Origin of the sequence: Janibacter anophelis NBRC 107843, assembly GCF_001570945.1 — a bacterium.
In the GTDB taxonomy this organism is placed as follows: domain Bacteria; phylum Actinomycetota; class Actinomycetes; order Actinomycetales; family Dermatophilaceae; genus Janibacter; species Janibacter anophelis.
The window spans coordinates 54,203-78,936 of sequence record NZ_BCSQ01000006.1 but is presented as its reverse complement, the minus strand read 5'-3'; the positions used below and the strand labels follow the sequence as shown (position 1 = coordinate 78,936).

Annotated in this window: 21 protein-coding genes; 16 read left to right on the top strand and 5 right to left on the bottom strand. The window is 70.4% G+C overall.

Annotated elements, in window-relative coordinates:
* Positions 1-48 precede the first annotated feature (48 nt).
* Positions 49-1,215: a non-hydrolyzing UDP-N-acetylglucosamine 2-epimerase gene (gene wecB, locus JAN01S_RS02810; protein ID WP_068313323.1), complete on the bottom strand. Its 1,167-nt coding sequence runs from the start codon at positions 1,213-1,215 to the stop codon at positions 49-51.
* A gap of 258 nt (positions 1,216-1,473) precedes the next feature.
* Between wecB and JAN01S_RS02805 the strand changes: the two genes are divergently transcribed.
* Together JAN01S_RS02805 and JAN01S_RS02800 are read left to right on the top strand one after the other, a co-directional pair.
* Positions 1,474-3,408, top strand: coding sequence for an acyltransferase family protein (locus JAN01S_RS02805; RefSeq protein WP_244884736.1), 1,935 nt, complete (start codon positions 1,474-1,476; stop codon positions 3,406-3,408).
* 25 nt (positions 3,409-3,433) lie between these two features.
* Entirely contained in the window at positions 3,434-4,030 is a 597-nt protein-coding gene (locus JAN01S_RS02800) for an arsenate reductase/protein-tyrosine-phosphatase family protein (RefSeq protein WP_157075564.1), read from the top strand.
* 22 nt (positions 4,031-4,052) lie between these two features.
* Here the strand turns inward: JAN01S_RS02800 and JAN01S_RS02795 are convergent, their stop codons facing one another.
* Together JAN01S_RS02795 and JAN01S_RS02790 are read right to left on the bottom strand one after the other, a co-directional pair.
* The gene (locus tag JAN01S_RS02795; RefSeq protein WP_068313314.1) at positions 4,053-5,474 is read right to left on the bottom strand and encodes a tyrosine-protein kinase domain-containing protein; all 1,422 of its coding nucleotides are present in this window, start codon (positions 5,472-5,474) and stop codon (positions 4,053-4,055) included.
* A gap of 202 nt (positions 5,475-5,676) precedes the next feature.
* Positions 5,677-7,893 (bottom strand): NADP-dependent isocitrate dehydrogenase, encoded by a 2,217-nt coding sequence (locus JAN01S_RS02790; RefSeq protein ID WP_068313311.1) that lies wholly within the window; start codon positions 7,891-7,893, stop codon positions 5,677-5,679.
* 276 nt (positions 7,894-8,169) lie between these two features.
* Here JAN01S_RS02790 and JAN01S_RS17045 point away from each other — a divergent pair, with 276 nt between their 5' ends.
* The 5 genes from JAN01S_RS17045 to JAN01S_RS02765 all read left to right on the top strand — a co-directional run bounded on the left by JAN01S_RS17045 (position 8,170) and on the right by JAN01S_RS02765 (position 12,586).
* Complete coding sequence (locus JAN01S_RS17045; RefSeq protein ID WP_169797150.1) at positions 8,170-8,388, top strand: hypothetical protein; 219 nt, start codon at positions 8,170-8,172, stop codon at positions 8,386-8,388.
* Between the two features lie 2 nt (positions 8,389-8,390).
* Entirely contained in the window at positions 8,391-9,851 is a 1,461-nt protein-coding gene (locus JAN01S_RS02780) for a sugar transferase (protein ID WP_068313304.1), read from the top strand.
* Between the two features lie 187 nt (positions 9,852-10,038).
* Complete coding sequence (locus JAN01S_RS02775) at positions 10,039-10,965, top strand: UDP-glucuronic acid decarboxylase family protein (RefSeq protein ID WP_068313301.1); 927 nt, start codon at positions 10,039-10,041, stop codon at positions 10,963-10,965.
* Positions 10,966-11,024: 59 nt separating this feature from the next.
* Positions 11,025-12,050: a tryptophan--tRNA ligase gene (gene trpS, locus JAN01S_RS02770; protein ID WP_370670773.1), complete on the top strand. Its 1,026-nt coding sequence runs from the start codon at positions 11,025-11,027 to the stop codon at positions 12,048-12,050.
* Positions 12,051-12,052: 2 nt separating this feature from the next.
* Complete coding sequence (locus JAN01S_RS02765) at positions 12,053-12,586, top strand: 2'-5' RNA ligase family protein (RefSeq protein ID WP_068313295.1); 534 nt, start codon at positions 12,053-12,055, stop codon at positions 12,584-12,586.
* Here the strand turns inward: JAN01S_RS02765 and JAN01S_RS02760 are convergent.
* Together JAN01S_RS02760 and JAN01S_RS02755 are read right to left on the bottom strand one after the other, a co-directional pair.
* Complete coding sequence (locus tag JAN01S_RS02760; protein WP_068313341.1) at positions 12,555-13,046, bottom strand: MarR family winged helix-turn-helix transcriptional regulator; 492 nt, start codon at positions 13,044-13,046, stop codon at positions 12,555-12,557. The genes JAN01S_RS02765 and JAN01S_RS02760 overlap by 32 nt on opposite strands.
* 65 nt (positions 13,047-13,111) lie before the next feature.
* Complete coding sequence (locus JAN01S_RS02755) at positions 13,112-14,269, bottom strand: glycosyltransferase family 4 protein (protein ID WP_068313292.1); 1,158 nt, start codon at positions 14,267-14,269, stop codon at positions 13,112-13,114.
* Between the two features lie 166 nt (positions 14,270-14,435).
* Between JAN01S_RS02755 and JAN01S_RS02750 the strand changes: the two genes are divergently transcribed.
* From JAN01S_RS02750 to JAN01S_RS02710, 9 genes are all read left to right on the top strand, one after another.
* The gene (locus tag JAN01S_RS02750; RefSeq protein ID WP_068313289.1) at positions 14,436-15,437 is read left to right on the top strand and encodes a glycosyltransferase family 2 protein; all 1,002 of its coding nucleotides are present in this window, start codon (positions 14,436-14,438) and stop codon (positions 15,435-15,437) included.
* Complete coding sequence (locus JAN01S_RS02745) at positions 15,434-16,525, top strand: mannose-1-phosphate guanylyltransferase (RefSeq protein ID WP_068313286.1); 1,092 nt, start codon at positions 15,434-15,436, stop codon at positions 16,523-16,525. The genes JAN01S_RS02750 and JAN01S_RS02745 overlap by 4 nt, the downstream gene beginning before the upstream one ends.
* Positions 16,526-16,616: 91 nt before the next feature.
* Positions 16,617-17,813 (top strand): amidohydrolase, encoded by a 1,197-nt coding sequence (locus JAN01S_RS02740; RefSeq protein WP_068313283.1) that lies wholly within the window; start codon positions 16,617-16,619, stop codon positions 17,811-17,813.
* Between the two features lie 163 nt (positions 17,814-17,976).
* Positions 17,977-19,008, top strand: a complete 1,032-nt coding sequence (locus JAN01S_RS02735; protein WP_068313280.1) for a BMP family lipoprotein — start codon at positions 17,977-17,979, stop codon at positions 19,006-19,008.
* Positions 19,009-19,125: 117 nt separating this feature from the next.
* A complete protein-coding gene (locus JAN01S_RS02730; RefSeq protein WP_068313277.1) occupies positions 19,126-20,667 on the top strand; it encodes an ABC transporter ATP-binding protein in 1,542 nt (513 codons plus the stop codon).
* A complete protein-coding gene (locus JAN01S_RS02725) occupies positions 20,664-21,764 on the top strand; it encodes an ABC transporter permease (RefSeq protein ID WP_068313274.1) in 1,101 nt (366 codons plus the stop codon). Before JAN01S_RS02730 ends, JAN01S_RS02725 begins: the two co-directional genes overlap by 4 nt.
* A complete protein-coding gene (locus JAN01S_RS02720; protein ID WP_068313271.1) occupies positions 21,761-23,023 on the top strand; it encodes an ABC transporter permease in 1,263 nt (420 codons plus the stop codon). The genes JAN01S_RS02725 and JAN01S_RS02720 overlap by 4 nt, the downstream gene beginning before the upstream one ends.
* A gap of 10 nt (positions 23,024-23,033) precedes the next feature.
* Entirely contained in the window at positions 23,034-23,435 is a 402-nt protein-coding gene (locus JAN01S_RS02715) for a cytidine deaminase (RefSeq protein WP_084359982.1), read from the top strand.
* The gene (locus JAN01S_RS02710) at positions 23,432-24,733 is read left to right on the top strand and encodes a thymidine phosphorylase (RefSeq protein WP_068313269.1); all 1,302 of its coding nucleotides are present in this window, start codon (positions 23,432-23,434) and stop codon (positions 24,731-24,733) included. Before JAN01S_RS02715 ends, JAN01S_RS02710 begins: the two co-directional genes overlap by 4 nt.
* Position 24,734 lies beyond the last annotated feature (1 nt).

The following is a 24,734-nucleotide window of genomic DNA, read 5'->3' as shown; positions in this document are numbered from 1 at the left end:
CCCCCCCGCCGATCGCGTCCACCGGCGGGGAGGCGACGAGGACGCGCGTCATGTGGCGGCGAGGCGCCGCAGCGAGAAGTCGGGCAGTCGCTCGCCGACCCCGAGGAGCTCGGCGATCGCGGCCTCGGCACGCTCGGCGGCGTGGCCGTCCCCGTAGGGATTGACGGCGTTGGCCATGCTCTCGTACTCGTCGACGTCGTCGAGGAGATGGTTGACCTCGAAGCGGATGCGGTCGAGCTCCGTGCCCACGAGCCGGACGACCCCGGCATCGATCGCCTCGGGACGTTCGGTGCTGTCCCGCATGACGAGGACCGGCTTGCCGAGACTCGGGGCCTCCTCTTGCACGCCCCCGGAGTCGGTGAGCACGAGCGTGCTCGCGGCGAGCACGGTCGTGAACTCGTGGTAGCTCATCGGCTCGGTGAGCACGACGTTGGGCAGACTATCCAGCACAGGGGCGATGACGTCACGAACGACGGGGTTGCGGTGCATCGGCAGGACGACCCGGAGATCGGGGCGCTGCCGAGCGAGGCTCGCGACGGCCTCCATGGCCTCCTCCATGCGATTGCCCCAGGACTCGCGACGGTGCGTCGTCACGAGGAGGAGGGGCCCATCGGCGGCGATCGCCTCGGCGACGCGCTCGTCCTGGATCGTCGCGGGCACGGCGGTGGCGCGTCGGAGCGCGTCGATCACGGTGTTGCCCGTGATGACGATCTCCGAAGGATCGATGGCCTCGTGGAGGAGATGACGACGCGCCCGCTCCGTCGGGGCGAGATGTAGCGTCGAGATCGGCGCGGTCAGTCGCCGGTTGGCCTCCTCGGGGAAGGGGGTGTTGATGTCCCGGGTTCGCAGCCCGGCCTCGAGGTGCACCACGGGGACCCGGGCGTAGAAACCGGCCAGAGCCGCGGCGAAGGCGCTCGTCGTGTCGCCCTGCACCATGACGGCGTCCGGCCGGACCTCTTCGATGAGCTCGGTCACGCGGTGGATCGCGAGCGCCGTGATCTGCGCGACCGTGGCACCCGGTCGCATAAGGTCGAGGTCGTGCTCGGGCGCGATGTCGAAGAGCGAGTTGACCTGATCGAGCATCTCCCGGTGCTGCCCGGTGACGGCCACGAGGGGCTCGAGCCGCGTGCTGCGCTCGAGCTCCTTGATGACGGGTGCCACCTTGATGGCCTCCGGACGCGTCCCGTAGACGCACATGACTCGCGGTGTACCCATGTCCCCTTGCACTCTCGGACCCGTTGCGGAGCGGTCGCCACGTGGCGAGCCTTCGGAGAGGCTACCCCCTTCGCCCAGGTCAGAGGCGCAGGTGGTGAAACAAGGTCCCCAAGTGCATAGACGCGCCCGGTCCGTCGATCCGCTGCATCGTCCTTGTAATCTCCGCTCGTGACATCGCATCGGCGCTCCGCGCCCCGTCAGGACATCCAGGCACTCAGAGCGCTGGCGGTCGTCGCCGTCGTCGCCTTCCACGCCGGGATGCCGCTGCCCGGCGGCTTCGTCGGAGTCGACGTCTTCTTCGTCATCAGCGGCTATCTCATCGTCGGGCTCCTGGCCCGCGAGCTCATCGACGACGGACGCATCAGCTGGCGCAGATTCCTCGCCCGTCGTGTGGCGCGACTGCTGCCCGCGGCACTGCTGACCGTCGGTGTGACAGCGCTGGCCCTGCTGCTCCTCGTCGACGCGGTGACCGCCGGGCCGGCGCTCGCCGACCTGGCCGCGGCCAGTGCCTACGCGGCGAATCTGTGGTTCATCGCGAACAGGGTGGGGTACTTCGCCGAGGACGAGCCGTCTCCAGCCCTTCACTTCTGGTCGCTCGCGGTGGAGGAGCAGTTCTACCTCTTCGTCCCGCTGGCTCTCATGCTCGCGTGGCGGGTCAGAGCCTCTCTCCGTTGGGTGGGTGGCTGTCTTCTCGTCCTGACCGCGGGATCGTTCGCACTGTCCGTCGTGGTCACCCCGATCCTGCCGTCCCTCGCGTACTACGGCCTGCCGACCCGGGCCTGGCAGCTGGGGCTCGGAGCGTGCCTCGCGCTCGTGCCGCTGCACCGGAGGATGTCTCCCCGCTTCAGGCCCTGGGCAGCAGTTCTGGGCAGCGTGGCGGTCTCATGGTCGATCTTCACCCTGGACGCGTCTTGGGCCTATCCGGGCTGGGTCGCGATCGTTCCCACCGCGGGAGCAGCCCTGCTGCTCGCGGGAGGAGATCCGCAGTGGAGCACGAGTACGAGCCTGAGCGCGCCGCGGAGGTCGTTCCCCAAGGTCATCATATTGCTCGGCGATGTCTCGTACTCGCTCTACCTCTGGCACTGGCCCGTGCTCGTCATCCCGACCCTTGCCTCCGGTCAGCCCCTGACGGTGTGGGAGACCCTGGGTGCGGTAGCACTCTCGGTCCTGCTGGCCGGCCTCACGTATCGCTATGTCGAGCAGCCCACCCGGCGTGCCGGAGCATGCAGCCAGAAGCCGTGGCGGCTCGTCTCCTTCGGCGTGGTGACCTCGATGGTCGTGGCTGGGGTGCTGGCCGTCGTCCCGGCCGCCTTCACCCTGACCTCGACGGAGACCGTGCCGACCTTTGTAGGCGGACAGATTCCTGAGCGTCTGGAGGCGCCACGCGCGGTGCCGCTGAACATCTCGGACAGTCTCGCGAGCCCGTCGCGAGCGGCGATCTTCAGCGGCTGCACGGACCTCACACCGACCGACGACGAGGCTCAGCTCGAGCGCTGCCGCGGGGGCGACACCGACGGGTCCGCAGCCAGCGTCGCTCTTATCGGGGACTCCCACGCTGGTCATCTGCAACCGACACTCGACGAGATCGGCGAGGACGAGGGCTTCACCGTCGATACGTACCTCCGCAACGCCTGCCCCGTGTTTGCCGCACCCATCACCCACTACGACTCAGGACGTCCTCATCCCGAGTGTCAACCATGGCGGGAGGATCTCCTCATGGGGCTACGCGCTGTGCCGCCCGACGTCATCGTCGTCTCCCACAACGACGCGGGATACTTCGATGACCTCGGTGTCGCCCCCTCGGTTGACGAGTGGCTCGGGTGGGAACGAGAGCTCATCAATGACCTGCCGGACGTCCCCGTGCTCATCGTCTCCGAGACGCCCCACTGGGTCCGCTCTCCCGCGACGTGCCTGGCCGAGAACCTCGACGACGTCGCTCCATGCTCGTTGCCCGCCGACGGTGCTTACCCTTTCGACCACGCCGCACTGCTAGGCGCAGACCTCGACGCGGGTCGGGAGTCGCCGGTAGGGGTACTCGACGGTCACGATCTCGTGTGCGCCAACCGCTGCTACGCGATCGCCGGATCCATCCTTCTCTACTCGGATCGGGACCACCTGACCGACACGGGGGCACGTGCCCTGGCGAAGCGCTTCCAGACCCGCTGGGAGGCCTCGGGGATTCCGGTTCCGTGAAGCTCAGCGCGGATAGGGTGACCGCGTGAGCAGCGAGACAGTGCCCCGGATCCTCGTCGTGTGCACGGGCAACGTCTGCCGCTCGCCCTACATGGAGCGGGTCATCCAGCAGGTCGTCGACAAGGCGTGGGGGGCCGGTGCCGTCGAGGTCCACAGCGCTGGGACGGGAGCCCTCGCCGGGCGGGGTATGGACCCAGGCACCGAGGAGATCCTCCGATGCGCCGGGGTGAGGACAGAGGGATTCAAGGCCCGGCAGCTCGTCAAGGACCACGTCGCGTCCTCCGCGCTCGTCCTCACCGCCACCCGGGCTCACCGGGGCCCTGTCGCCTCACTCCACCCGCGAGCCTTGCGTTACACCTTCGCGCTCGGCGACTTCGTCCACCTCGCCTCGAGCCTCCCCGACGAGAAGATGCCCCGCACCGACGACCCCGCGAAGTGGCTGAGCGAGATCACCCAGGGCGTCGCCCAGCGCCGCGGTCTCGTTTCCCCGAGGGACCCTGTCGAGGTTGACGTCACTGACCCATTTCGGCGCGGTCCGGAGGTCTTCGCGCAGATGTCTCGTGAGGTCGACTTGCTCCGCCCCGGACTCGAGCGCGCGCTGGGTGGCCACCGGACGCGCTGAGCCGACAGGAGCCCGGTGGCTCTCAGACCTTGTGGCCTCGGGCGGTCCGGGTCCGGCGACGCAGTGACGTCTCCGAGGTGTCTGCCGGTGGGAGCGCCTGGTAGCCCTCGCCGTAGTAGCTGTAGGCGTCGACGCCCTTCGTCGGGATGCGGTTGACGATGATCCCGAGGACCGAGGCGTTGACGCGGCCGAGCGCCTCGAGAGCGCGCGAGAGGTGCTCCTTCTTGATGACGCCCGACCCGGCGACGAGGATCGTGCCGTCGCAGATGCGGCCGAGCACGGCGGCGTCGGTGACCGGCAGGACCGGCGGGGCGTCGAGGAGGACGTAGTCGAAGCGGCGCTCGAGCTCGTCGAGCGTGTGGCGCATCTGGGGCGACCCGAGCAACTCGCTGGGGTTCGGGGGGATCGGGCCGGCACCGAGGATCTCCATCCGGCCGGTGCCGAAGGGCTGGAGAACGTCGTCGAGGTCGGCCTCGCCGATGAGGACGTTTGTCAGCCCGACAGTGCCGTCCATGCCGAGGTAGTCGAGCAGCCGGGGGCGACGCAGGTCGGCCTCGATGATGCAGACCGAGCTCCCGGCCTCGGCCATCGTCACGCCGAGGTTGGCGGCCGTCGTCGTCTTGCCCTCACCAGGCAGCGACGAGGTCACGGCGATCGTGCGGATCTCGTGGGCCGCGTCGACGAACTGGAGGTTCGTCCGCAGCGCCCGGAATGCCTCCGCGCGCACGCTGTGCGCGTCGTCCTGGACGACGAGCGGGTGCTTCGGGGCCTGGGAGTCGAAGTGGATGGCACCGATGATCGGCTCGTTGGTGACCTCCCGGACCTCCTTCTCCGTCTTGACCGAGGTGTCCTGCATGTCCCGGACGAGCGCCAGGACGAGGCCGAGCAGGAGGCCCAGGACACCGCCCAGGGCGAGGTTGAGCAGCGGGTTGGGGCTGACCGGGACGGTCGGTACGGCAGCGGGACGCGTCACGGTGACAGTGATCGGTGCGGAGCGGTCGCCACGGGAGGTCTCGATCTCCCCGACGGTTCGGATGAACTGGTCCGCGACCCCCTCCGCGATGTCGGCGGCGGTCTGCGGGTCGTTGTCGCGGACAGCCACCTCGATGAGCACCGTGTCCAGCGGCACGTTCGTCGTCACCCGCTGCTCGAGGACCTCCGAGGGGACGTCGAGCCCGAGCTCGTCGATCACCGGGTCGAGGACGACGGGGCTCTTGATCACGTCGGCATAGGACTTCACGCGCTGTTGGGTGAAGCTGCTGCCCTGCAGCAGGGAGTCGGCACCTTCAGATGCCGACGTAGAGACGAAGAGGGCGGTCTTCGACTCGTAGGACTTGGGAGCGAGGATCGTGTACGCCGCGGCGGCACCGATGGTGAGCAGCAGGGTCAGCGCGATGACGGGCCAGCGCTTCCGCAAGATCCGGAAGTACTCCTGCAGCTCCATCGGTGTCCCTTCGTCATCGCCCCCCCCCGCGTCAGAGGACGCGCGAGGCTTAAGGGACAGTATCGCGCGCGGCTGCAGCGCGTGGGCGCAGGGTGCAGTGGGGAGGGCGGACACACATTGCCCTGGCGGTGCTGGACTTGACGAAGGGGGGTGCCCCGGCCGGTCGGCCGGGGCACCCCCCTTCGCTCGTCTGGGTCGACGATCACAGGCCGTCGATGATCCCGTTGAGGGTCGCGGACGGCCGCATCGCGGCCGAGGCCTTCTCCGGGTCGGGGCGGTAGTAGCCGCCGAGGTCCACGGCGTCGCCCTGGGCGCCGATGAGCTCGCAGGTGATCTTCTCCTCGTTGCTGCGCAGCGCCTCGGCCACCTTGGCGAAGCGCTCCGACAGCTCGGCGTCGGTGGACTGCGCCGCGAGCGCCTCGGCCCAGTAGAGGGCGAGGTAGTAGTGGCTGCCGCGGTTGTCGATGCTGCCGAGCTTGCGCGCGGGGGACTTGTTCTCGTCAAGGAACCGCGCGATGGCCTCGTCGAGGGTGTCGGCGAGGACCTGCGCCTTCGGGTTGTCCTGCGTCGTCGCGAGGTGCTCGAGCGAGGCGCCGAGCGCGGAGAACTCACCGAGGGAGTCCCAGCGCAGGTAGTTCTCCTTGACGAACTGCTGCACGTGCTTGGGTGCGGAGCCGCCGGCACCGGTCTCGAAGAGCCCGCCGCCCGCGAGCAACGGGACGATGGAGAGCATCTTGGCGCTCGTGCCGAGCTCGAGGATCGGGAAGAGGTCGGTGAGGTAGTCGCGCAGGACGTTGCCCGTCACGGAGATCGCGTCCTTGCCGGCGCGGATCTGCTCGAGGCAGAAGGTCACGGCCTCGACGGGCGGCAGGATCTTGATCTCCAGGCCCTCGGTGTCGTGCTGCGGGAGGTACTCCTCGACCTTGGCGATGATCTGCGCGTCGTGCGCGCGCTGCGCGTCGAGGTAGAACACCGCGGGGGCGCCGGTCGCACGGGCCCGGGTGACGGCGAGCTTGACCCAGTCCTGGACCGGGATGTCCTTGACCCGGCTCATCCGCCAGATGTCGCCCTGCTCGACCTCGTGCTCGAGCAGGACCTCACCGGCGCCGTTGGTGACGGTGACGGTGCCGGCCTGCGGGATCTCGAAGGTCGTCGGGTGGGAGCCGTACTCCTCCGCCTTCTGCGCCATGAGGCCGACGTTGGGCACGGAGCCGATGGTCGCCGGGTCGAGGGCGCCGTTGCGCTTGTGCTCCTCGATGACCGCGGCGTACATCGGACCGTAGGAGCGGTCGGGGATCATCGCGAGGGTCTCCTGCTGACCACCCTCGGCGTCCCACATCTGGCCGGAGTCGCGGATGACGACGGGCATGGAGGCGTCGATGATGACGTCGCTCGGGACGTGCAGGTTGGTGATGCCCTTGTCGGAGTCGACCATGGCCAGGGCCGGTCGCTGCGAGGACAGCGCCTCGATGTCGGCGCGGATCTCGTCGCGCGTGTCGGCCGGCAGCTGCTCGATCTGGGTGTACAGCGAGGCCAGGCCGTAACGCAGGTCGACCTCGGCCTCGGCGAAGGCGTCGGCGTGCTTGTCGACGAGGTCACCGAGCCAGGCAGCGACACCGTGGCCGAAGAGGATCGGGTCGGAGACCTTCATCATCGTGGCCTTGAGGTGGAGCGAGAGGAGCAGTCCGTCCTCGCGGGCCGCCTCGATCTGCTCGGCGTAGAAGGCGCGCAGCGCCGCGGCGGACATGAAGGTCGCGTCGACGATCTCCCCCTTCGTCACCGGGACGGAGTCCTTGAGCACGGTCTCGGTGCCCTCGGAGGTCAGGGTGATCTTCAGGGTGTCGTCGGCGGGCGCGACGACCGACTTCTCGTTGCCGTAGAAGTCGCCGCCGCTCATCGACGCGACGCGCGCCTTGTTGTCGGCGGTCCACGGGCCGAGGCGGTGCGGGTGCTTCTTCGTGAAGTTCTTCACCGCGAGGGGGGCGCGGCGGTCGGAGTTGCCCTCACGCAGCACGGGGTTGACGGCTGACCCGAGCACGTTGGCGTAGGCCGCGGCGACCTGCTGCTCCTCGTCGGTGGCGGGGGAGTCCGGGTAGTTCGGCAGGTCGTAGCCCTGGCCCTGCAGCTCGGCGATGGCCGCCTTGAGCTGCGGCACGGAGGCCGAGATGTTCGGCAGCTTGATGATGTTGGCCTCGGGCGTCTTGGCCAGGTCGCCGAGACCGGCGAGGTTGTCGGCGACGCGCTGCTCGTCGGTCAGGCGGTCGGGGAACTGGGCGAGGATGCGGCCGGCGAGCGAGATGTCGCTGGTCTCGAGCTCCACCCCGGTCCCGGAGGTGAAGGCCTGGACGATCGGCAGGAGCGAGTAGGTCGCCAGCGCCGGCGCCTCGTCGATCTTGGTCCAGATGATCTTCGCGGTCATGTGTGTCCCTCCGTGGGGTGTGGGGTGCGTCTCCCCGGGATTCTCCCACGGCACCGTCGCGCCCGGTCCACAGCACCTGACGGCAGGCAGGGCGAAGGGGAGCGCGCGCCCCGCAGACCAATCGCGTCTGGGACTGGTCAGGTTGGTAAAGGATTGGTAATGTCCGTCGAGGGTTCTCGGACGGGGAGATCCACGACCCCGGGGCCGGTGGAGTCGCTGGCCCCCGACCAGTCGCTTCGGGGAGGCGAGCGCGTGCACGTCGAGGTCTTTGTGTTCATGGGGTGGGCGTCCGCGCCCGCCATCGCCTATGGCGCGAGTCTGGCACTGCTGCGACGTTCGGTGCGCCAGGGGGCGCGAACCAGCACCACTGCTGCCGACCGGCTCGACGAGATGCGCCGCCGCCCCACGACGGCTGGCGCCCGTGGCCGGATGGCCGAGGCCGTGCGCCTTGCCGAGGGGCCGCTCCCCTCGCGACTGCCTGCCCGCCGGGGCTGATCGTGGTCGGCCTCGCGCGCGCCGTCGACGACGTCGGCAGTGGCCGGGCCGCCCTGCGCCCCTTCCGGGCCTTCCTCGCACTCGTCGATCTCGTCGTCATCGTGTGGGCGACCTTCGGCGCGCAGGTGGTGCGCTTCGGCATCGACGGCCGCACCGACGTGGCCGCGAGCTCCGACAACTTCTCGGTGAGCTACACCAGCTTCAGCCTCGGGCTGGCCGCCGTGTGGTGGATCGCGCTGCGCTTCCACGGCGCGTACGACGTCCACCTGCTCGGTCACGGCGCGGCCGAGTACCGGATCCTCATCGTCGCCTCGCTGCGTGTCTTCGCCGCAGTGGCGATGCTCGCCTTCGCCCTGCAGGTCGACGTCGCCCGCGGCTACATCCTGCTCGCCCTGCCGGCCGGTGTCATCGCCCTGTGGGCGGCTCGACGGGTGGCCCGGACCTGGCTCGGCCGGCGTCGCGTCGAGGGCGACCTGTCCCATGACGTGCTCCTCGTCGGGGAGTGCCACACCGTGGGGCACCTCGCCGACACCTTCGCCACCGTGCCCGAGGCCGGCTACCGGGTGATCGGGGCCTGCACCTCGGGCGAGACGCCCGGCATCGCCGGCGTCCCCCTGCTCGGTGCCGAGCGCGAAGCGGCCAGGGTGGCCATCGAGCTCGGGGTCGACATGGTCGCCTGCGCCGACATGCACACCCTGGGGACCGGCGGGCTGCGCCGCCTCGGGTGGGCCCTCGAGGGCAGCGGCATCGAGCTCGTCGTCTCTCCCGGGTTGACCGAGATCGCCGGCCCCCGCGTGCTGACTCGTCCCGTGGCCGGGCTGCCGCTGCTGCACGTCGAGGCGCCGAAGTTCGACGGTCCGCGGCTCGCCCTGAAGTCGACGATCGACTGGTGCGGAGCGCTCGTGCTGATCGTCCTCTTCGCGCCGCTGATGCTCGTGGTCGCGGCCGTGATCAAGCTCTCGGACGGCGGGCCGGTGTTCTTCCGTCAGCAGCGGGTGGGGCTGGACGGCAACGCCTTCATGATGACGAAGTTCCGCTCCATGGTGACTGACGCCGAGGCGCGGTTGCAGGACCTGCGCGACAAGGTCAGGGACGATGCGGACGGCCCGCTCTTCAAGGACCGGGACGACCCGCGGATCACCCGGGTGGGGCGGTTCATCCGTCGGTACTCCATCGATGAGCTGCCCCAGCTCTTCGACGTCATCGCCGGCAAGATGAGCCTCGTCGGGCCCCGTCCGCCGCTGCCCAGTGAGGTCGCACAGTACGAGGGCGACGTGGGCCGGCGACTCCTGGTGAAACCCGGCATGACCGGGCTCTGGCAGGTCAACGGACGCAGTGACCTCTCCTGGGACGAAGCCGTCCGGTTCGACCTGTACTACGTGGAGAACTGGTCGGTGGCACAGGACCTGATCATCCTCTGGCGCACGTTGCATGCCGTGCTGGCGTCAAAGGGCGCGTACTGACGCCTGTCCGCGTCGTGCGGCGGACGGTCCCGACCGGAGGGACCTCCTGAGCGCAGCCACGTCCACCCGATACGCTGACCGCGCCCGACCAGCGCTGAGTTGATCGGAGCGGTCCGTAGTCAGGAAGGGGCGGGTGTACGTGAGCGCAGTGTCGGGACAGGGGGGAACCCCAGCTGGTCGTCGGGTGATGGTCACCGGGGGTGCCGGGTTCATCGGCTCGCACATCAGTGAACGTCTCCTCGACCAGGGGCACGAGGTGCTCGTCGTGGACAACTTCTATTCGAGCTCACGACGCAACCTGGTCCACCTGATCGACCACCCCAACTTCGAGCTCATGCGGCACGACGTGACCTTCCCCCTCTACGTCGAGGTCGACGAGATCTACCATCTCGCGTGCCCGGCGAGCCCGATCTATTACCAACGCGACCCGGTCCAGACGACGAAGACGAGCGTGCACGGCTCGATCAACATGCTCGGCCTGGCCAAGCGGACAGGGGCCAAGATCCTGCTGTCGTCCACCTCGGAGGTCTACGGCGACCCGCAGGTCCACCCGCAAACCGAGGACTATTGGGGCAATGTCAACCCGATCGGCATCCGCTCCTGCTACGACGAGGGCAAGCGGTGCGCCGAGACCCTCTTCTTCGACTACCGCCGACAGCATGACCTGGGCATCAAGGTGGCCCGGATCTTCAACACCTACGGTCCACGGATGCAGCCGAACGACGGGCGGGTCGTCTCCAACTTCATCGTCCAGGCGCTGGCCGGTGACCCGATCACGATCTACGGCGACGGCAGCCAGACGCGTTCGTTCTGCTTCGTCGACGACATGGTCGACGGGCTCATGGGACTCATGGCGACAGACCACGACGTGACGGGCCCGATCAACATCGGCAACCCGGTCGAGTTCACGATGCTGGAGCTCGCCGAGCTCGTCCTCGAGCTGACCGGCAGCGCGTCGCAGATCGAGCACCGCCCGCTCCCGCAGGACGACCCGACGCGCCGTCGCCCAGACATCACCCGAGCGAGGGACACCCTGGGGTGGGAGCCGCGAGCGCAGCTGCGCGACGGGCTCGAGCGCACCATCGAGTACTTCACCGCGCTGCCGGCGTCCTGAGTCGGTTCACCGCGACGCTTCGCCGAGCAGGTGAGGACCCCTGGGCACCTGCTGACACAATGACGCCCATGACGAGCCCCGCTCCCGCGCAGCCGCGCATCCTCTCCGGGATGCAACCCACCAGCGACTCCCTGCACCTGGGCAACTACCTCGGGGCGCTCGTCAACTGGGTGGGCCTGCAGGAGGACTTCGACGCGTACTACTTCGTCGCCGACCTGCACGCTCTGACGGTGCCGACCGACCCGGCCGACATCACCCGCCGCAGCCGCGTCACCGCGGCCCAGTACATCGCCGGCGGCGTCGACCCCGAGCGCTCGGCGATCTTCTGCCAGAGCCACGTGCGCGAGCACACCGAGCTCATGTGGGTCCTGGCCTGCCAGACCGCCTTCGGCGAGGCGAGCCGGATGACGCAGTTCAAGGACAAGACGGCTCGTGGGCACAACGCCAACGTCGGCCTCTTCACCTACCCGATCCTCATGGCGGCCGACATCCTGGTCTACGACGCGGCCCGCGTCCCGGTCGGCGACGACCAGCGCCAGCACCTCGAGATCACCCGCGACCTCGCCGAGCGCTTCAACACCCGCTTCGGCGACACCCTCGTCGTGCCCGAGCCGCACATCCTCAAGGAGTCGGCGCGGATCATGGACCTGCAGGAGCCGACGGCCAAGATGAGCAAGTCCGGCTCCTCCGACAAGGGCCTGATCTCGATGCTCGACGAGCCCAAGCGCATCGCCAAGAAGATCCGCTCGGCCGTCACCGACGCCGACGGTGAGATCCGCTTCGACGCAGAGGCCAAGCCTGGTGTCGCCAATCTCCTGTCGATCCACTCGGCGCTCTCGGGCACGCCGATCCCCCAGCTCGAGGCGGGCTTCGCCGGCCGGGGCTACGGCGACCTCAAGCAGGAGGTGGCCGACGTTGTCGTCACGGCGATCGAGCCGTACCAGCAGCGGATGGCCGAGCTGATGGACGACCCGGGCGAGCTCGACAACATCCTGGCGAAGGGAGCGGCCCGCGCGAGCGAGGTCGCGGCCGCCACCCGTGATCGCGTCTACGAGCGGGTCGGGCTGCTCGCCGCGCAGCGCTGACCATGGCCGTCCACGGGGTCTCCATCGCGGTTCCCGATCCGTGGGGTGCGCAGCTGCAGCAGCTGCGCGAGGACGTGGGCGACCCGATGGCGCGCGCCATCCCTCCGCACGTCACCCTCATGCCGCCGACCGAGATCGAGCCCGAGCGACTGGACCTCTTCGTCACCCACCTGGGCTCCGTCGCCCAGCAGCACGGATCGTTCACCATGCGGCTGCGCGGGACCGGCAGCTTCCGCCCGGTGAGCCCGGTCGTCTTCGTCCAGGTGGCCGAGGGCATCCCGATGTGCGAGCGCCTCGAGCAGGCCGTGCGCCGCGGTCCGGTGACGCGCGACCTCGAGTTCCCCTACCACCCGCACGTGACGATCGCGCACGCCATCGCCGACGCGGGGCTCGACCGGGCCTTCGAGGAGCTCGCGCACTTCGACGCGGCCTTCGAGGTGGGGGAGTTCCACCTCTACGAGCACGGTGCCGACGAGGTGTGGCGCCCGATGACCGCGTTCGCCCTCAGTGGGGAGCGTCTGCAGCCCTCATCGTGAGGTCGCCCGACGGGTCGAGGCTCGTCAGCACCGCTTCGGCGATCTCACCGAGGGCGGTGACCTGCTGCGGGGTCAGCTGGTCGAGGATGCGCTCACGCACGAACCTCACGTGGTGCGGCGCCGCCTCGACGATCTGCTCCCACCCGGCGTCGGTGAGGCTGGCATCGGTCGCGCGGGCATCGCTCGCGCTGCGGACCCGGGTGACGAGCCCGCGGTCCTCGAGCCGCTTGACCACGTGCGACAGCCGCGGGAGCGTCGCATTGGTGCGGCGCGCCAGCCACGACATCCGCAGCGTCCGCTCGGGAGCCTCGGAGAGCATCGCGAGGACCTGGTACTCGAAGTGCGTGAGCCCGGAGTCCTGCCGCACCTGGGCATCGAGGCGTGCAGGGAGGACCTCGGCGAGCGCGACGACCTGCAGCCAGGTGCGCATCTCGCCGTCGTCGAGCCAGCGGGGTTCCATGGCGCCGATCATCCCAGACGACGCCCCGTGACCGGCGCAGGAGGCGGGCGTGCCCCCCTTCGACCTCAGGCGGCGCGGGAGGCGATGGCGCTCTCGTAGTGGCCGACGAGCTGGGTCGTCAGGCTGCTCCACGAGCGTTCGGCGACCATCGCCGGACCCATCGCCGCCATCCGGTCGCGCAGGCTCGGCGAGTCGACGAGCTCGGCGACCCAGCGGGCGAGGTCGCCGCGGACCTCGGGGTCGAAGAGGTACCCGCTCTCGCCGTGGGCGACGAGGTCGAGCGGACCCCCGACGGCCGGCGCGACGACCGGGAGTCCGGCGGCCGCAGCCTCCTGGAGCGTCTGGCCGAAGGTCTCCTTGGTCCCCGTGTGGACGAAGACGTCGAAGGTCGCGTACGCCCGCGCGAGGTCGTCGCCCGTGCGAGGACCGAGGAAGGCGGGCGGCAGGTTGGGCCGGCCGGAGCTCGCCGCGACGGCCTCGGCCAGACGGGCACCGAGCTCGTTGCGGCTCGGGCCCTCGCCGACGAGGACGAGACGGGTGCCGGGCAGCTGGGCCAGCTCGGTGAGCCGGTGCAGCTCCTTTTCGGGAGCGAGGCGGCCGACGTAGCCGAGGAGCACCTCGCCGTTGGGCGCGAGCGCGTGCTTGAGGGCCAGCGTCTCGCAGTCGTGCTTCCACTCCGGCGTGAACAGGCGGGTGTCGACCCCGCGACCCCACAGGCCGGTGCGGGGGATGCGGTGGGCGCGCAGCTCCTCGAGCGTCGGGCGGCTCGGCGCGAGCGTCAGGTCGGCGCGCTCGTGCAGCCGGCGCACCCACTCCCAGGTGAGGTTGGCGGCACCGCGACCCAGCGCACCCGGGCCGTGCTGCTTGACGTAGTTGGGCATGTCCGTCTGGTAGATCGCGACCGTCGGCAGGCCGAAGCTCTCCGCGTTGTGCAGGCCGCGGGCCCCGACGAGGAAGGGGGAGGCCACGTGCACGACGTCCGGCCGGAAGTCGCGCAGCGCACGCCGCACGCCCGCCGTGGGCAGGCCGGCGCGGAATCCGCGCACCGGCACCGCCGGCAGGGTCCGCACGACGTGCCCGGCGAAGGTCGCCGGAGCCGGGCCGGGAGCGATGATCATCGCCTTGTGGCCCTGCTCGCGCAGGTTCTCGGCCACCCGGCAGACACTCGTCGTCACGCCGTTGAGGCTGGGCAGGAAGGACTCGGTCGCAATCGCCACTCGCACGCCACCACTGTGGAGGGGGCGCCACCCCCCTTCGGTGTCCGCAGGGGGAGTGTCCGGTGATCATCAGGTGACGACTTGGTCGCGCGGGTCGTGGTCGGAGGCGTCGAGCGAGCCGACTAGCCTGATGGCCTGCCCACCCACCTGCGGCTCCGGAAGGCCCCGACCCATGAAGGTGATCGTCCAGATCCCCTGCCTCGACGAGGAGGCGACGCTGCCCCTCGTGCTGGCGACGATCCCCGAGAGCATCCCGGGTGTCGACGTCATCGAGACCCTCGTCATCGACGACGGGTCGAGCGACCGCACGGCCGAGGTCGCCCGCAAGCTCGGCGTGACCCACATCATCAGCCACACCACCCCGCGCGGGCTGGCCAGGTCCTTCCGCGACGGCGCCGACTTCGCGCTGGCGCACGGCGCCGACATCCTCGTCAACACCGACGGCGACAACCAGTACCCGCAGGAGCGCATCGGCGACCTCGTCCAGCCGATCCTCTCGGGGGAGGCCGACATCGTCGTCGCCGACCGCCAGACGCGGACCATCGCGCACTTCTCGCCCTTCAAGCGGCGGATGCAGGCGGTCGGCTCGGCCGTGGTCAACCGGGCGGCGAGCACCGACCTGCCCGACGCGGCCAGCGGGTTCCGGGCCTACTCCGCGTCCTCGCTCATGCGGCTGAACATCGTCACCGACTTCTCCTACTGCATGGAGACGATCATCCAGGCCGGGCACAAGCGCATGGCGATCGCCTCGATCCCGGTCGTGACGAACGAGAAGACGCGCGAGTCGCGCCTGTTCAAGAGCATCTGGCAGCACATGGGCAAGTCGGCCTCGGCGATCATGCGCTCGTTCATCATGTTCAAGCCGCACGCCGTCTTCGGCCTCGTCGGGACGGTGCTGCTCCTGCTCGGGCTGATCCCCTTCGTGCGCTTCCTCGTCCTCGTCGCGATGGGCGACGGCGGCGGGCACGTGCAGTCACTGATCTTCGGCACCGCGCTCCTGGTCGGTGCGCTCTTCTCCTTCGCCCTGCTGATCATCGCCGACCTGCAGCGCACCAACCGGGTGCTCATGGAGGAGACCCTCGAGCAGCTGCGCATCCTGCGCTTCGGCGACCGGGACCGAGACCGGATCGACACCACCGACCCACCCCACGACCGCACCGGGAGCACGCAGTGACGACGACCCCCGACCTCGAGCGCTTCTGGGCCGTCGTGCCCGCCGGCGGGGCCGGGACGCGGCTGTGGCCCGTCTCGCGCGCATCCTCGCCGAAGTTCCTCCACGACCTGACCGGCAGTGGCCGCACCCTCATCCAGTCGACGGTCGACCGGCTGCGCAGCCTCGCGGGGGAGCGGGTCCTCGTCGTCACCGGCGCCGCCCACGCGGCGGCCGTCGCCGAGCAGGTGCCGGACCTCCCTGCGGACCTGCTCATCGCCGAGCCGTCACCGCGCGACTCGATGGCCGCGATCGGCCTGGCCGCGGCCGTGCTCGAGCTGCGCGACCCGGAGGCGATCATCGGCTCCTTCGCCGCCGACCACGTCATCACCGACGAGGAGGCCTTCGGTCGGGCGGTGACTGAGGCCGTCGGCGTCGCCCAGCGTGACGACCGGCTCGTGACGATCGGCATCGAGCCGACCTTCCCCTCCACGGGATTCGGTTACATCCAGATGGGCCCGCGCCTGCGCGCCCACCCCACGGCCACCCGGGTGCGGCAGTTCGTCGAGAAGCCCGACGCCCGCCGCGCCGCCTCCTACCTCGCGACCGGCGAGTTCCGCTGGAACGCAGGCATGTTCGTCGTGCGCGCCACCACGCTGCTCGACCTGCTCGCCCAGTGGCACCCGGACCTGGCCGCCGGCCTGCGCGAGATCGCCGCCGACCCGTCGCTGCTGCAGGAGCGCTGGGACGGGCTGGAAAAGATCGCCATCGACCACGCCGTCGCCGAGCCCGCCGCCGACGAGGGCCTCGTGGCCGTCGTGCCCGGCGACTTCGACTGGGACGACGTCGGCGACTTCAAGTCGCTGTCCACGCTCCTGCCGAAGGGGGAGTGTCCGATGGCCGTCGTCGGCGACCCCGCGCAGGTCCAGGCGATCGACTCGGGCGGCCTCGTCGTCTCCGAGTCCGGCCGGATGGTCGCCGTCGTCGGCCTCGAGGACGTCGTCGTCGTCGAGACCGACGACGCGCTGCTCGTCGCCAGCCGCGAGCGCGCTCAGGACGTCAAGCTCGTCGTCGAGGCCCTCAAGGCCGCAGGGCGCACCGACCTCGTCTGAGCCGATCGCACCCGCGCCGGTCGACGCGGGGCGGGTCGAAGGGCGGGACGTCCCGGTGGTGGACCCGTCGCGTCGGTAGAGTTCCCCCGACATGACTGCTCCCCTCGCCCCGACGCTGCTGCGCGTCATCGACGACCTCGTCCCCGAGCTCATCGACTTCCGGCGGGACCTGCACGCCCACCCCGAGCTGTCCTTCGCCGAGCACCGCACGACGGCCAGGCTGTGCGAGCGCCTCGAGGCGGCCGGGCTCGAACCGCGGTCCATCAGCCAGACCGGCTTGGTCGTCGACCTCGGGGCGCGTGAGCCGCGGCGCCGGGTCGCCCTGCGCGGCGACATCGACGCGCTGCCCGTGCGGGAGCGCACCGGGCTGGACTGGAGCTCGACCACCGACGGCGTCTGCCACGCGTGCGGTCACGACGTGCACGCCACCGTCCTGCTCGGCGCCGGACTGGCGCTGGCCGAGGTGGCCGACGAGCTCGCCGCACGCGACGTCGCCGTGCGTCTCGTCTTCCAGCCTGCCGAGGAGCAGATGCCCGGGGGAGCACTGCAGTTCGTCCGGGCCGGGGTCATGTCCGGGGTCGACACCGTCTACGCCGTCCACTGCGACCCCTCGCTCGACGTCGGCGAGATCGGGCTGCGCGAGGGGCCGCTCACCGCGGCGGCCGACCAGGTGACCGTCACCCTGCGGGGTCGGGGCGGGCACACCTCACGCCCCTTCCTCACCGAGGACCTCACCTACGCCCTGGCCAAGGTCGTGACCGACGTGCCCGGAGTGCTCAGCCGCCGCGTCGACCCCCGAGCGGGGCTCGTCGTCGTGTGGGGCCGCGTCCAGGCCGGCGAGGCGATCAACGTCATCCCCTCGACGGGCGTGGCCCAGGGCACCCTGCGCATGCTCGACGTCGAGCTGTGGGAGGAGATCGGCCCGCTGCTGCGCGAGGTCGTCGAGGAGGTCGTGCGGCCCTACGGCGTCGACGCGGCCGTCGAGCACGTGCGTGGCGTCCCGCCGGTCGTCAACGATCCTGCGGCGGTGGCGGCCCTGGGCCGGGCCACGATGGCCGCGGGGCTGCGGCCGGTGCCGACCCCGCACAGCCTGGGCGGGGAGGACTTCGCGTGGATGCTCCACGAGGCGGAGGGGGCCATGGCCCGGCTCGGTACCCGCACGCACGGTGGGCGCAGCTTCGACCTGCACCAGGGCGACCTCGTGGTCGACGAGGGTGCGGTGCGCAACGGCACCGCACTGCTCGCGCTCGCGGCGGCGGGGGAGTGGACCCGCGTCGAGCGCGACTGACCGACCGGCGAGGGATTCCCCTGTGATGTCTCCGGGGGGTCGCGGTCTCATAACAGTTGGTCCCATCCATCACATCGGGTGCTGGCGCGTGCGCTACCGCGTCGTAACATCCCCGGATGGCACGTGCGTGCCAGACCCACCCCTTGCAGCGAAGGAGAGCGCCTTGCGTCACACCGTGAAGGCCGCATCGATCATGTCCGTGGCCGCTCTGGCCCTCACCGCCTGCGGCGGCAGCGACTCGGGCGGTGACGCCACCTCGGGGGAGGGCAGCGACATCAAGGCCTGCCTCGCCTACGACGTGGGTGGTCGCGGCGACCAGTCCTTCAACGACTCCGCCGCCAGGGGCCTGGACCAGGCCAAGGAGGAGCTCGGCGTCCAGATCGAGGAGGTCGAGGCGAGCCAGGGGGAGAACGACGCCGCTCGTGAGGACCGCCTCAACCAGCTCGTCGACGCGGGCTGCACCAACATCGTCGGTGTCGGCTTCATCTACGCCAAGGCCATCGGCGCCGCGGCCAAGGACAACCCGGAGACCTCCTTCGCGATCGTCGACGACGCGTCCGCCGACTCCAAGGCCGACAACGTGGCCCAGCTCGTCTTCGCCGAGAACGAGGGCTCCTTCCTCGTCGGTGCGGCTGCCGCGCTGAAGTCCAAGAGCGGCAAGGTCGGCTTCATCGGTGGCATGGACGTGCCGCTGATCAACAAGTTCGACGCGGGCTTCGCGGCCGGCGCCAAGGCCGTCGACCCGAAGATCCAGATCCAGACCAAGTACCTGGCCGAGGACGGTTCCGGCTTCGCCGACCCGGCGAAGGGCAAGACCGCGGCCGAGGGCATGTACGACAAGGGCGCGGACGTCATCTACCACGCCGCCGGCGGCTCCGGTGCGGGTGTCTTCGAGGCGGCCAAGGCCAACAACAAGATGGCGATCGGCGTCGACTCCGACCAGGCCAAGACGGCGGAGAAGGACGTCCAGGACGTCATCATCACCTCGATGGTCAAGAACGTGAACGTCGCGGTCTTCGACTACATCAAGGCCTCCGTCGACGGAGAGCAGATGAGCGGTCTGCAGGAGTTCGACCTCAAGTCGGGTGGTGTCTCGTACACGACCACCGGCGGCAAGATCGACGACATCACCGACCAGCTCGACGACTACAAGCAGCAGATCATCGACGGGAAGATCACCGTTCCCACGAAGTGACGCGACCAGCAGGCTCGGGGCCCGATCACGCAGCAACCGCGTGATCGGGCCCCGGCCCGTCCGCGGGCGCTACCCTTCGCCTGCGGCACCACGTCGCCGACGCACCACGGAGGCAGCATGAGCACGACCGTCACCGAGCCCCCTTCGGCCGCCGGCCCACCCGCCGTCGAGGTCGAGGGGATCACCAAGCGGTTCCCCGGGGTCATCGCCAACCAGGACGTGACCTTTGCGGTCACCCGCGGCACCGTCCATGCGATCGTCGGTGAGAACGGCGCGGGCAAGTCCACCCTGATGAAGATGCTCTACGGGGTGCAGCGCCCCGACGAGGGCACCATCCGCATCAACGGCGAGACCGTCTCCCTGCACAGCCCCGCCGACGCCATCAAGCACGGCATCGGCATGGTCTTCCAGCACTTCATGCTCGCCGACAACCTCACCGTCGCGGAGAACGTCGTCCTCGGCGCGGAGAAGCTGCACGGCATCGGTGCGGCGGCACGCGCGGAGATCACCCGCATCTCCGACGAGTACGGGCTCGACATCGACCCGCGCGACCTCGTCGCGGACCTGGGGGTCGGGGCCCGCCAGCGGGTGGAGATCCTCAAGGTCCTCTACCGCGGCGCGCGCACGATCATCCTCGACGAGCCGACCGCGGTCCTCGTGCCCCAGGAGGTCGAGGAGCTCTTCGGCAACCTGCGCGAGCTCAAGCGCGAGGGCATCACCGTGCTCTTCATCTCCCACAAGCTCGACGAGGTGCTCTCCGTCGCCGACCGGGTCACCGTCATCCGACGCGGGACGACCGTCGACACCGTGCTGCCGCAGGACGTCACCGCCCGCCAGCTGGCCGAGCTCATGGTCGGCACCGAGCTGCCGACCCCCGAGACCGAGGAGTCCACGGTCACCGACCGGGTCGTGCTGTCGGTCGACGGGGTGACGCTCGCGGGCGCCGGCCGCAACGTGCTCGAGGACGTCACGCTCGACATCCGGGCCGGTGAGGTCGTGGGCATCGCCGGCGTCGAGGGCAACGGGCAGGCCGAGCTCGTCGAGGTCCTCATGGGGATGCGCGAGCCGGCCGCTGGCCGGATCGCCCTCGAGGGCACCGACATCTCGGACTGGGACGTGCGGCGCATCCGCGAGGCCGGCGTCGGCTACATCCCCGAGGACCGGCACCGTCAGGGCCTGCTGCTCGACGCGCCCCTGTGGGAGAACCGGATGCTCGGTCACCAGACCCAGCAGCCCGCCTCGCGGCGGGGCCTGCTCACCCAGGCCGCGGCCCGCGCCGACACCGAGCGGATCGTGCGTGAGTACGACGTGCGCACGCCCGGCATCGACGTGACGGTCGGGTCGCTCTCCGGCGGCAACCAGCAAAAGCTGATCATCGGTCGCGAGATGAGCCACGCGCCCAAGGTGCTCATCGCCTCGCACCCGACCCGAGGGGTCGACGTCGGTGCCCAGGCGGCGATCTGGGACCTCATCCGCGAGGCCCGCCGTGAGGGCCTGGCCGTGCTGCTCATCAGCGCCGACCTCGAGGAGCTCATCGGGCTCTCCGACACGATCCGGGTCATCCTGCGCGGCCGGATCACCGGGGAGTTCGACCCCGATGTCGTCACCAGCCAGGAGCTCGGCAGCGCCATGACCGGAGCCGGGAAGGACGCCTCATGAAGTTCAGTCCACGCCGACTGGGATTGACCCTCGCGGCCCCGCTGCTCGCGGTGGTCGTCGCCTTCGTCATCACCTCGCTCGTCCTCGTCGCCGTCGGCGACCCGGTGGGCCAGGTGTGGTCGACGCTGCTGTCGGAGCCGCGGCCCCGCACCCTGGTCAACATCATCAACAGCGGCATCACCTACTACATCGCCGCGGTCGCCGTCGCCATCGGCTTCAAGATGAAGCTGTTCAACATCGGTGTCGACGGCCAGTACCGCATCGCCGCCTTCGCGGCGGCGCTCGTCGCGGGCCAGGGCTGGCTGCCCGGAGTGCTCAACATCGTGCTGGCCATGGTCGTCGCCATGTTCGTCGGCGGCTTCTGGGCCGGCATCGCCGGCTGGCTCAAGGTCACCCGCGGTGTCTCCGAGGTCATCTCGACGATCATGCTCAACACGATCTCCGCAGGCCTCGTCGGCTGGGGGCTGCGCAGCTGGGGCACCCGCGCCGAGGGCAGCAACACCCGCAACACGCAGGAGATCCCCGAGTCGAGCCAGCTCGAGGGCCTGCCGCTCATCGCCGACGCGCCCAACCGCGTGTACACCCTCCTCGTCCTGGCGATCGTCGTCGGCATCGTCTACTGGTTCGTCATCAACCGCACCCGCTTCGGCTTCGACGTGCGCGCGACCGGTGAGTCCGAGACGGCGGCCGTGGCCAGCGGCGTCAAGGTGCCGCGCATGGTGCTCATCGCGATGATCGCCTCGGGTGCCGTCGCCGGACTGATCAGCATGCCCTCCTTCTTCGGGGCCGACCACAGCTACGGGCTGAACTTCCAGGAGGGGGTCGGCTTCATCGGCATCGGCATCGCCCTCCTCGGGCGCAACCACCCCGTCGGCATCGCCTTCGCCGCGCTCCTGTGGTCGTGGCTGGAGAAGGCGAGCGACGGGCTGCAGCTGCAGGCAGGAGTCTCCCCGGCCCTCGTGTACATCATCCAGGGCGTGATCCTCCTGGCGGTCGTCATCGCCTACGAGGTCGTCGCCCGCTTCGAGCGGCGGCTGGAGCAGAAGCAGGTCACCCGCCAGCTCGACACCGCCACCCCCGAAGGAGCCGCGGCATGAGTCTCAGCGTCGGTACCGAGATCGAGACCGCGCCGCAGCGACCGGCGCGACGCGTCCCCTTCTGGGCCTGGCCGCTCGCCCTGGCCGCCCTGCTCGTCGTCCTGTCCGTCATCCGGGTCGTCACCGGCCAGTCCGACATCGCCTCGTCGGGCACCCTCGGTGCGGCGCTCGCCTGGGCGATGCCCCTCGCGCTCGCGGGTCTCGGTGGTCTGTGGTCGGAGCGCGCGGGCGTCATCAACATCGGCCTCGAGGGGATGATGATCCTCGGCACGTGGGGAGCCGCCTTCGGCGCCATCCACGGAGGCCCGTGGATGGGTGTGCTGGGCGCGATCCTGTGCGGCGCCGTCGGCGGTCTCGTGCACGCCCTGGCCACCGTGACCTTCGGCGTGGACCACATCGTCTCCGGTGTCGCCCTCAACATCGTCGCCCTCGGTGTCGCGAGCTACCTCGCGGCCCGGTTCTTCGGCGAGCTCGAGGGCGGCAGCGACGTGCAGTCCCCGCCCCTCCCTTCGCTCCCGCGCGTCGGGATCCCGGGTCTCGGCGACGCGCTGGGGTCGGTGGAGGACAAGGGCTGGTTCTTCGTCTCCGAGCTCGCCGCTTTGCTGCGCGCCGCGACGACCGACCTGTCGATCCTCACCGTCATCGCCCTGGCGCTCATCGCCGGGACGTGGTGGCTGCTGTGGCGCACCCCCTTCGGCCTGCGGGTGCGCTCGTGCGGTGAGTCGCCGGTCGCGGCCGAGACGCTCGGCATCAACGTCTACGTCTACAAGTACATCGCGGTCACGGCCTCCGGCGGCCTCGCCGGGCTCGGCGGTGGCTTCCTCGCGATGGTCGCCTCCAATGCCTACCGCGAGGACCAGACCGGTGGTCGCGGGTACATCGGCCTCGCGGCGATGATCTTCGGCAACTGGCGCCCGGGTGGCGTGCTCATGGGCTCCGGCCTCTTCGGCTACATGGACGCCCTGCAGCTGCGCGGCGGAGGCTCGGCGCTGCACGCGATGCTGCTCTTCATCGGCGTGCTGCTCGTCGCCATCGGCCTCTGGCAGATCCTGCGGCGCCAGGCGCACGTCCAGGGCACAGTGGCGATCGTCGTCGGCATCGCCGTGGTCGTCCTGTGGCTCATCAGCGACAGCATCCCCGGCGAGATCACGCGCTTCGCACCGCACCTGACGACGCTGCTCGTGCTGGCCTTCGCCAGCCAACGCCTGCGCATGCCGGCGGCCAACGGCAAGGTCTATCGACGAGGAGAGGGCCACTGACGTGGTCGCCGTGACCGAGGCCGACTGGGAGCGGTTGCACGCCACCGCCGTCGAGGCGATGCAGCGGGCCTACGCGCCGTACTCGGGATTCCCGGTCGGGGTCGCCGGACTCGCCGACGACGGCCGCCTGCTCAGCGGGTGCAATGTCGAGAACGCGTCGTACGCCGTCGGCCTGTGCGCCGAGTGCGGCCTCGTGAGCGACCTGGTGCGCACCGGCGGAGGGCGCCTCGTCGCCGTCTGGTGCGTCGACTCCCGCGGCGAGACGCTCATGCCGTGCGGACGGTGCCGCCAGCTCCTCTGGGAGCACGGTGGCGAGCCCTGCCGCATCCGCACGCCGGAGGGGGAGCGCAGCATCGCCGAGATCCTGCCGCAGGCCTTCGGCGCCGACGACCTGACGAAGGGAGCGCCGTGACCGAGCAGCACGACGTCGTGGACATCATCCGGACCAAGCGGGACCGGGGGGTGCTGGCCGACGAGCAGATCGACTGGGTCGTCGACGCGTACACCCGCGGCGTCGTGGCCGACGAGCAGATGTCCGCGCTCGCCATGGCGATCCTGCTCAACGGGATGAGCCGTCCCGAGATCGCGCGCTGGACGGCCGCGATGATCGCCAGCGGTGAGCGGATGGACTTCTCCACGCTCGGCCGCCCCACCTCCGACAAGCACTCGACCGGTGGCGTGGGGGACAAGATCACCCTGCCGCTCGCGCCGCTCGTCGCGGTCTTCGACGTCGCCGTGCCACAGCTGTCGGGGCGCGGCCTCGGCCACACCGGAGGCACGCTCGACAAGCTCGAGTCGGTCCCCGGGTGGCGAGCCGACCTGACCAATGACGAGATGCTCGCCCAGCTCGACGACGTGGGCGCCGTCATCTGCGCGGCGGGCGCCGGCCTGGCCCCGGCGGACAAGAAGCTCTACGCCCTGCGCGACGTCACCGGCACCGTCGAGGCGATCCCGCTCATCGCCAGCTCGATCATGAGCAAGAAGATCGCCGAGGGCACCGGTGCGCTCGTCCTCGACGTCAAGGTCGGGTCCGGTGCCTTCATGAAGACGCGCGAGGACGCCACCGAGCTCGCCCGCACCATGGTCGACCTCGGCACCGACGCCGGCGTCACCACGGTCGCGCTGCTCACCGACATGTCCGTCCCGCTCGGGCTGACGGCCGGCAACGCGCTCGAGGTGCGCGAGTCGGTCGAGGTGCTCTCCGGAGGCGGGCCCCAGGACGTCGTCGACCTCACGGTCGCCCTCGCCGACGAGATGACCCGGGCCGCGGGCCGCGAGGTGGGCGCCGATGAGCTGCGTGCCGCCCTCGCCGACGGCCGCGCGATGGACGTGTGGCGCCGGATGATCTCCGCCCAGGGAGGTGACCCCGACGCCCCGTTGCCGACCGCCGCCGAGACCGAGACCGTCACGGCGGACGCCGACGGGTACCTCGAGCGCCTCGACGCCATGGCCGTGGGTGTGGCCGCCTGGCGGCTGGGTGCCGGACGGGCCCTCAAGGAGGACCCGGTGCAGGCCGGGGCCGGCGTCGAGCTCCACGCGCGACCCGGTGACCGCGTCACCGCCGGCCAGCCCCTCATGACCCTGCACACCGACACCCCGGAGCGCTTCGAGCGCGCCCGGGCCGCGCTCGACGGCGGGTGGACGATCACGGGCGAGGCGCCCCCTTCGTCACCGGTCGTCCTCGATCGCATCACCGCACAGGAGGCCTGAC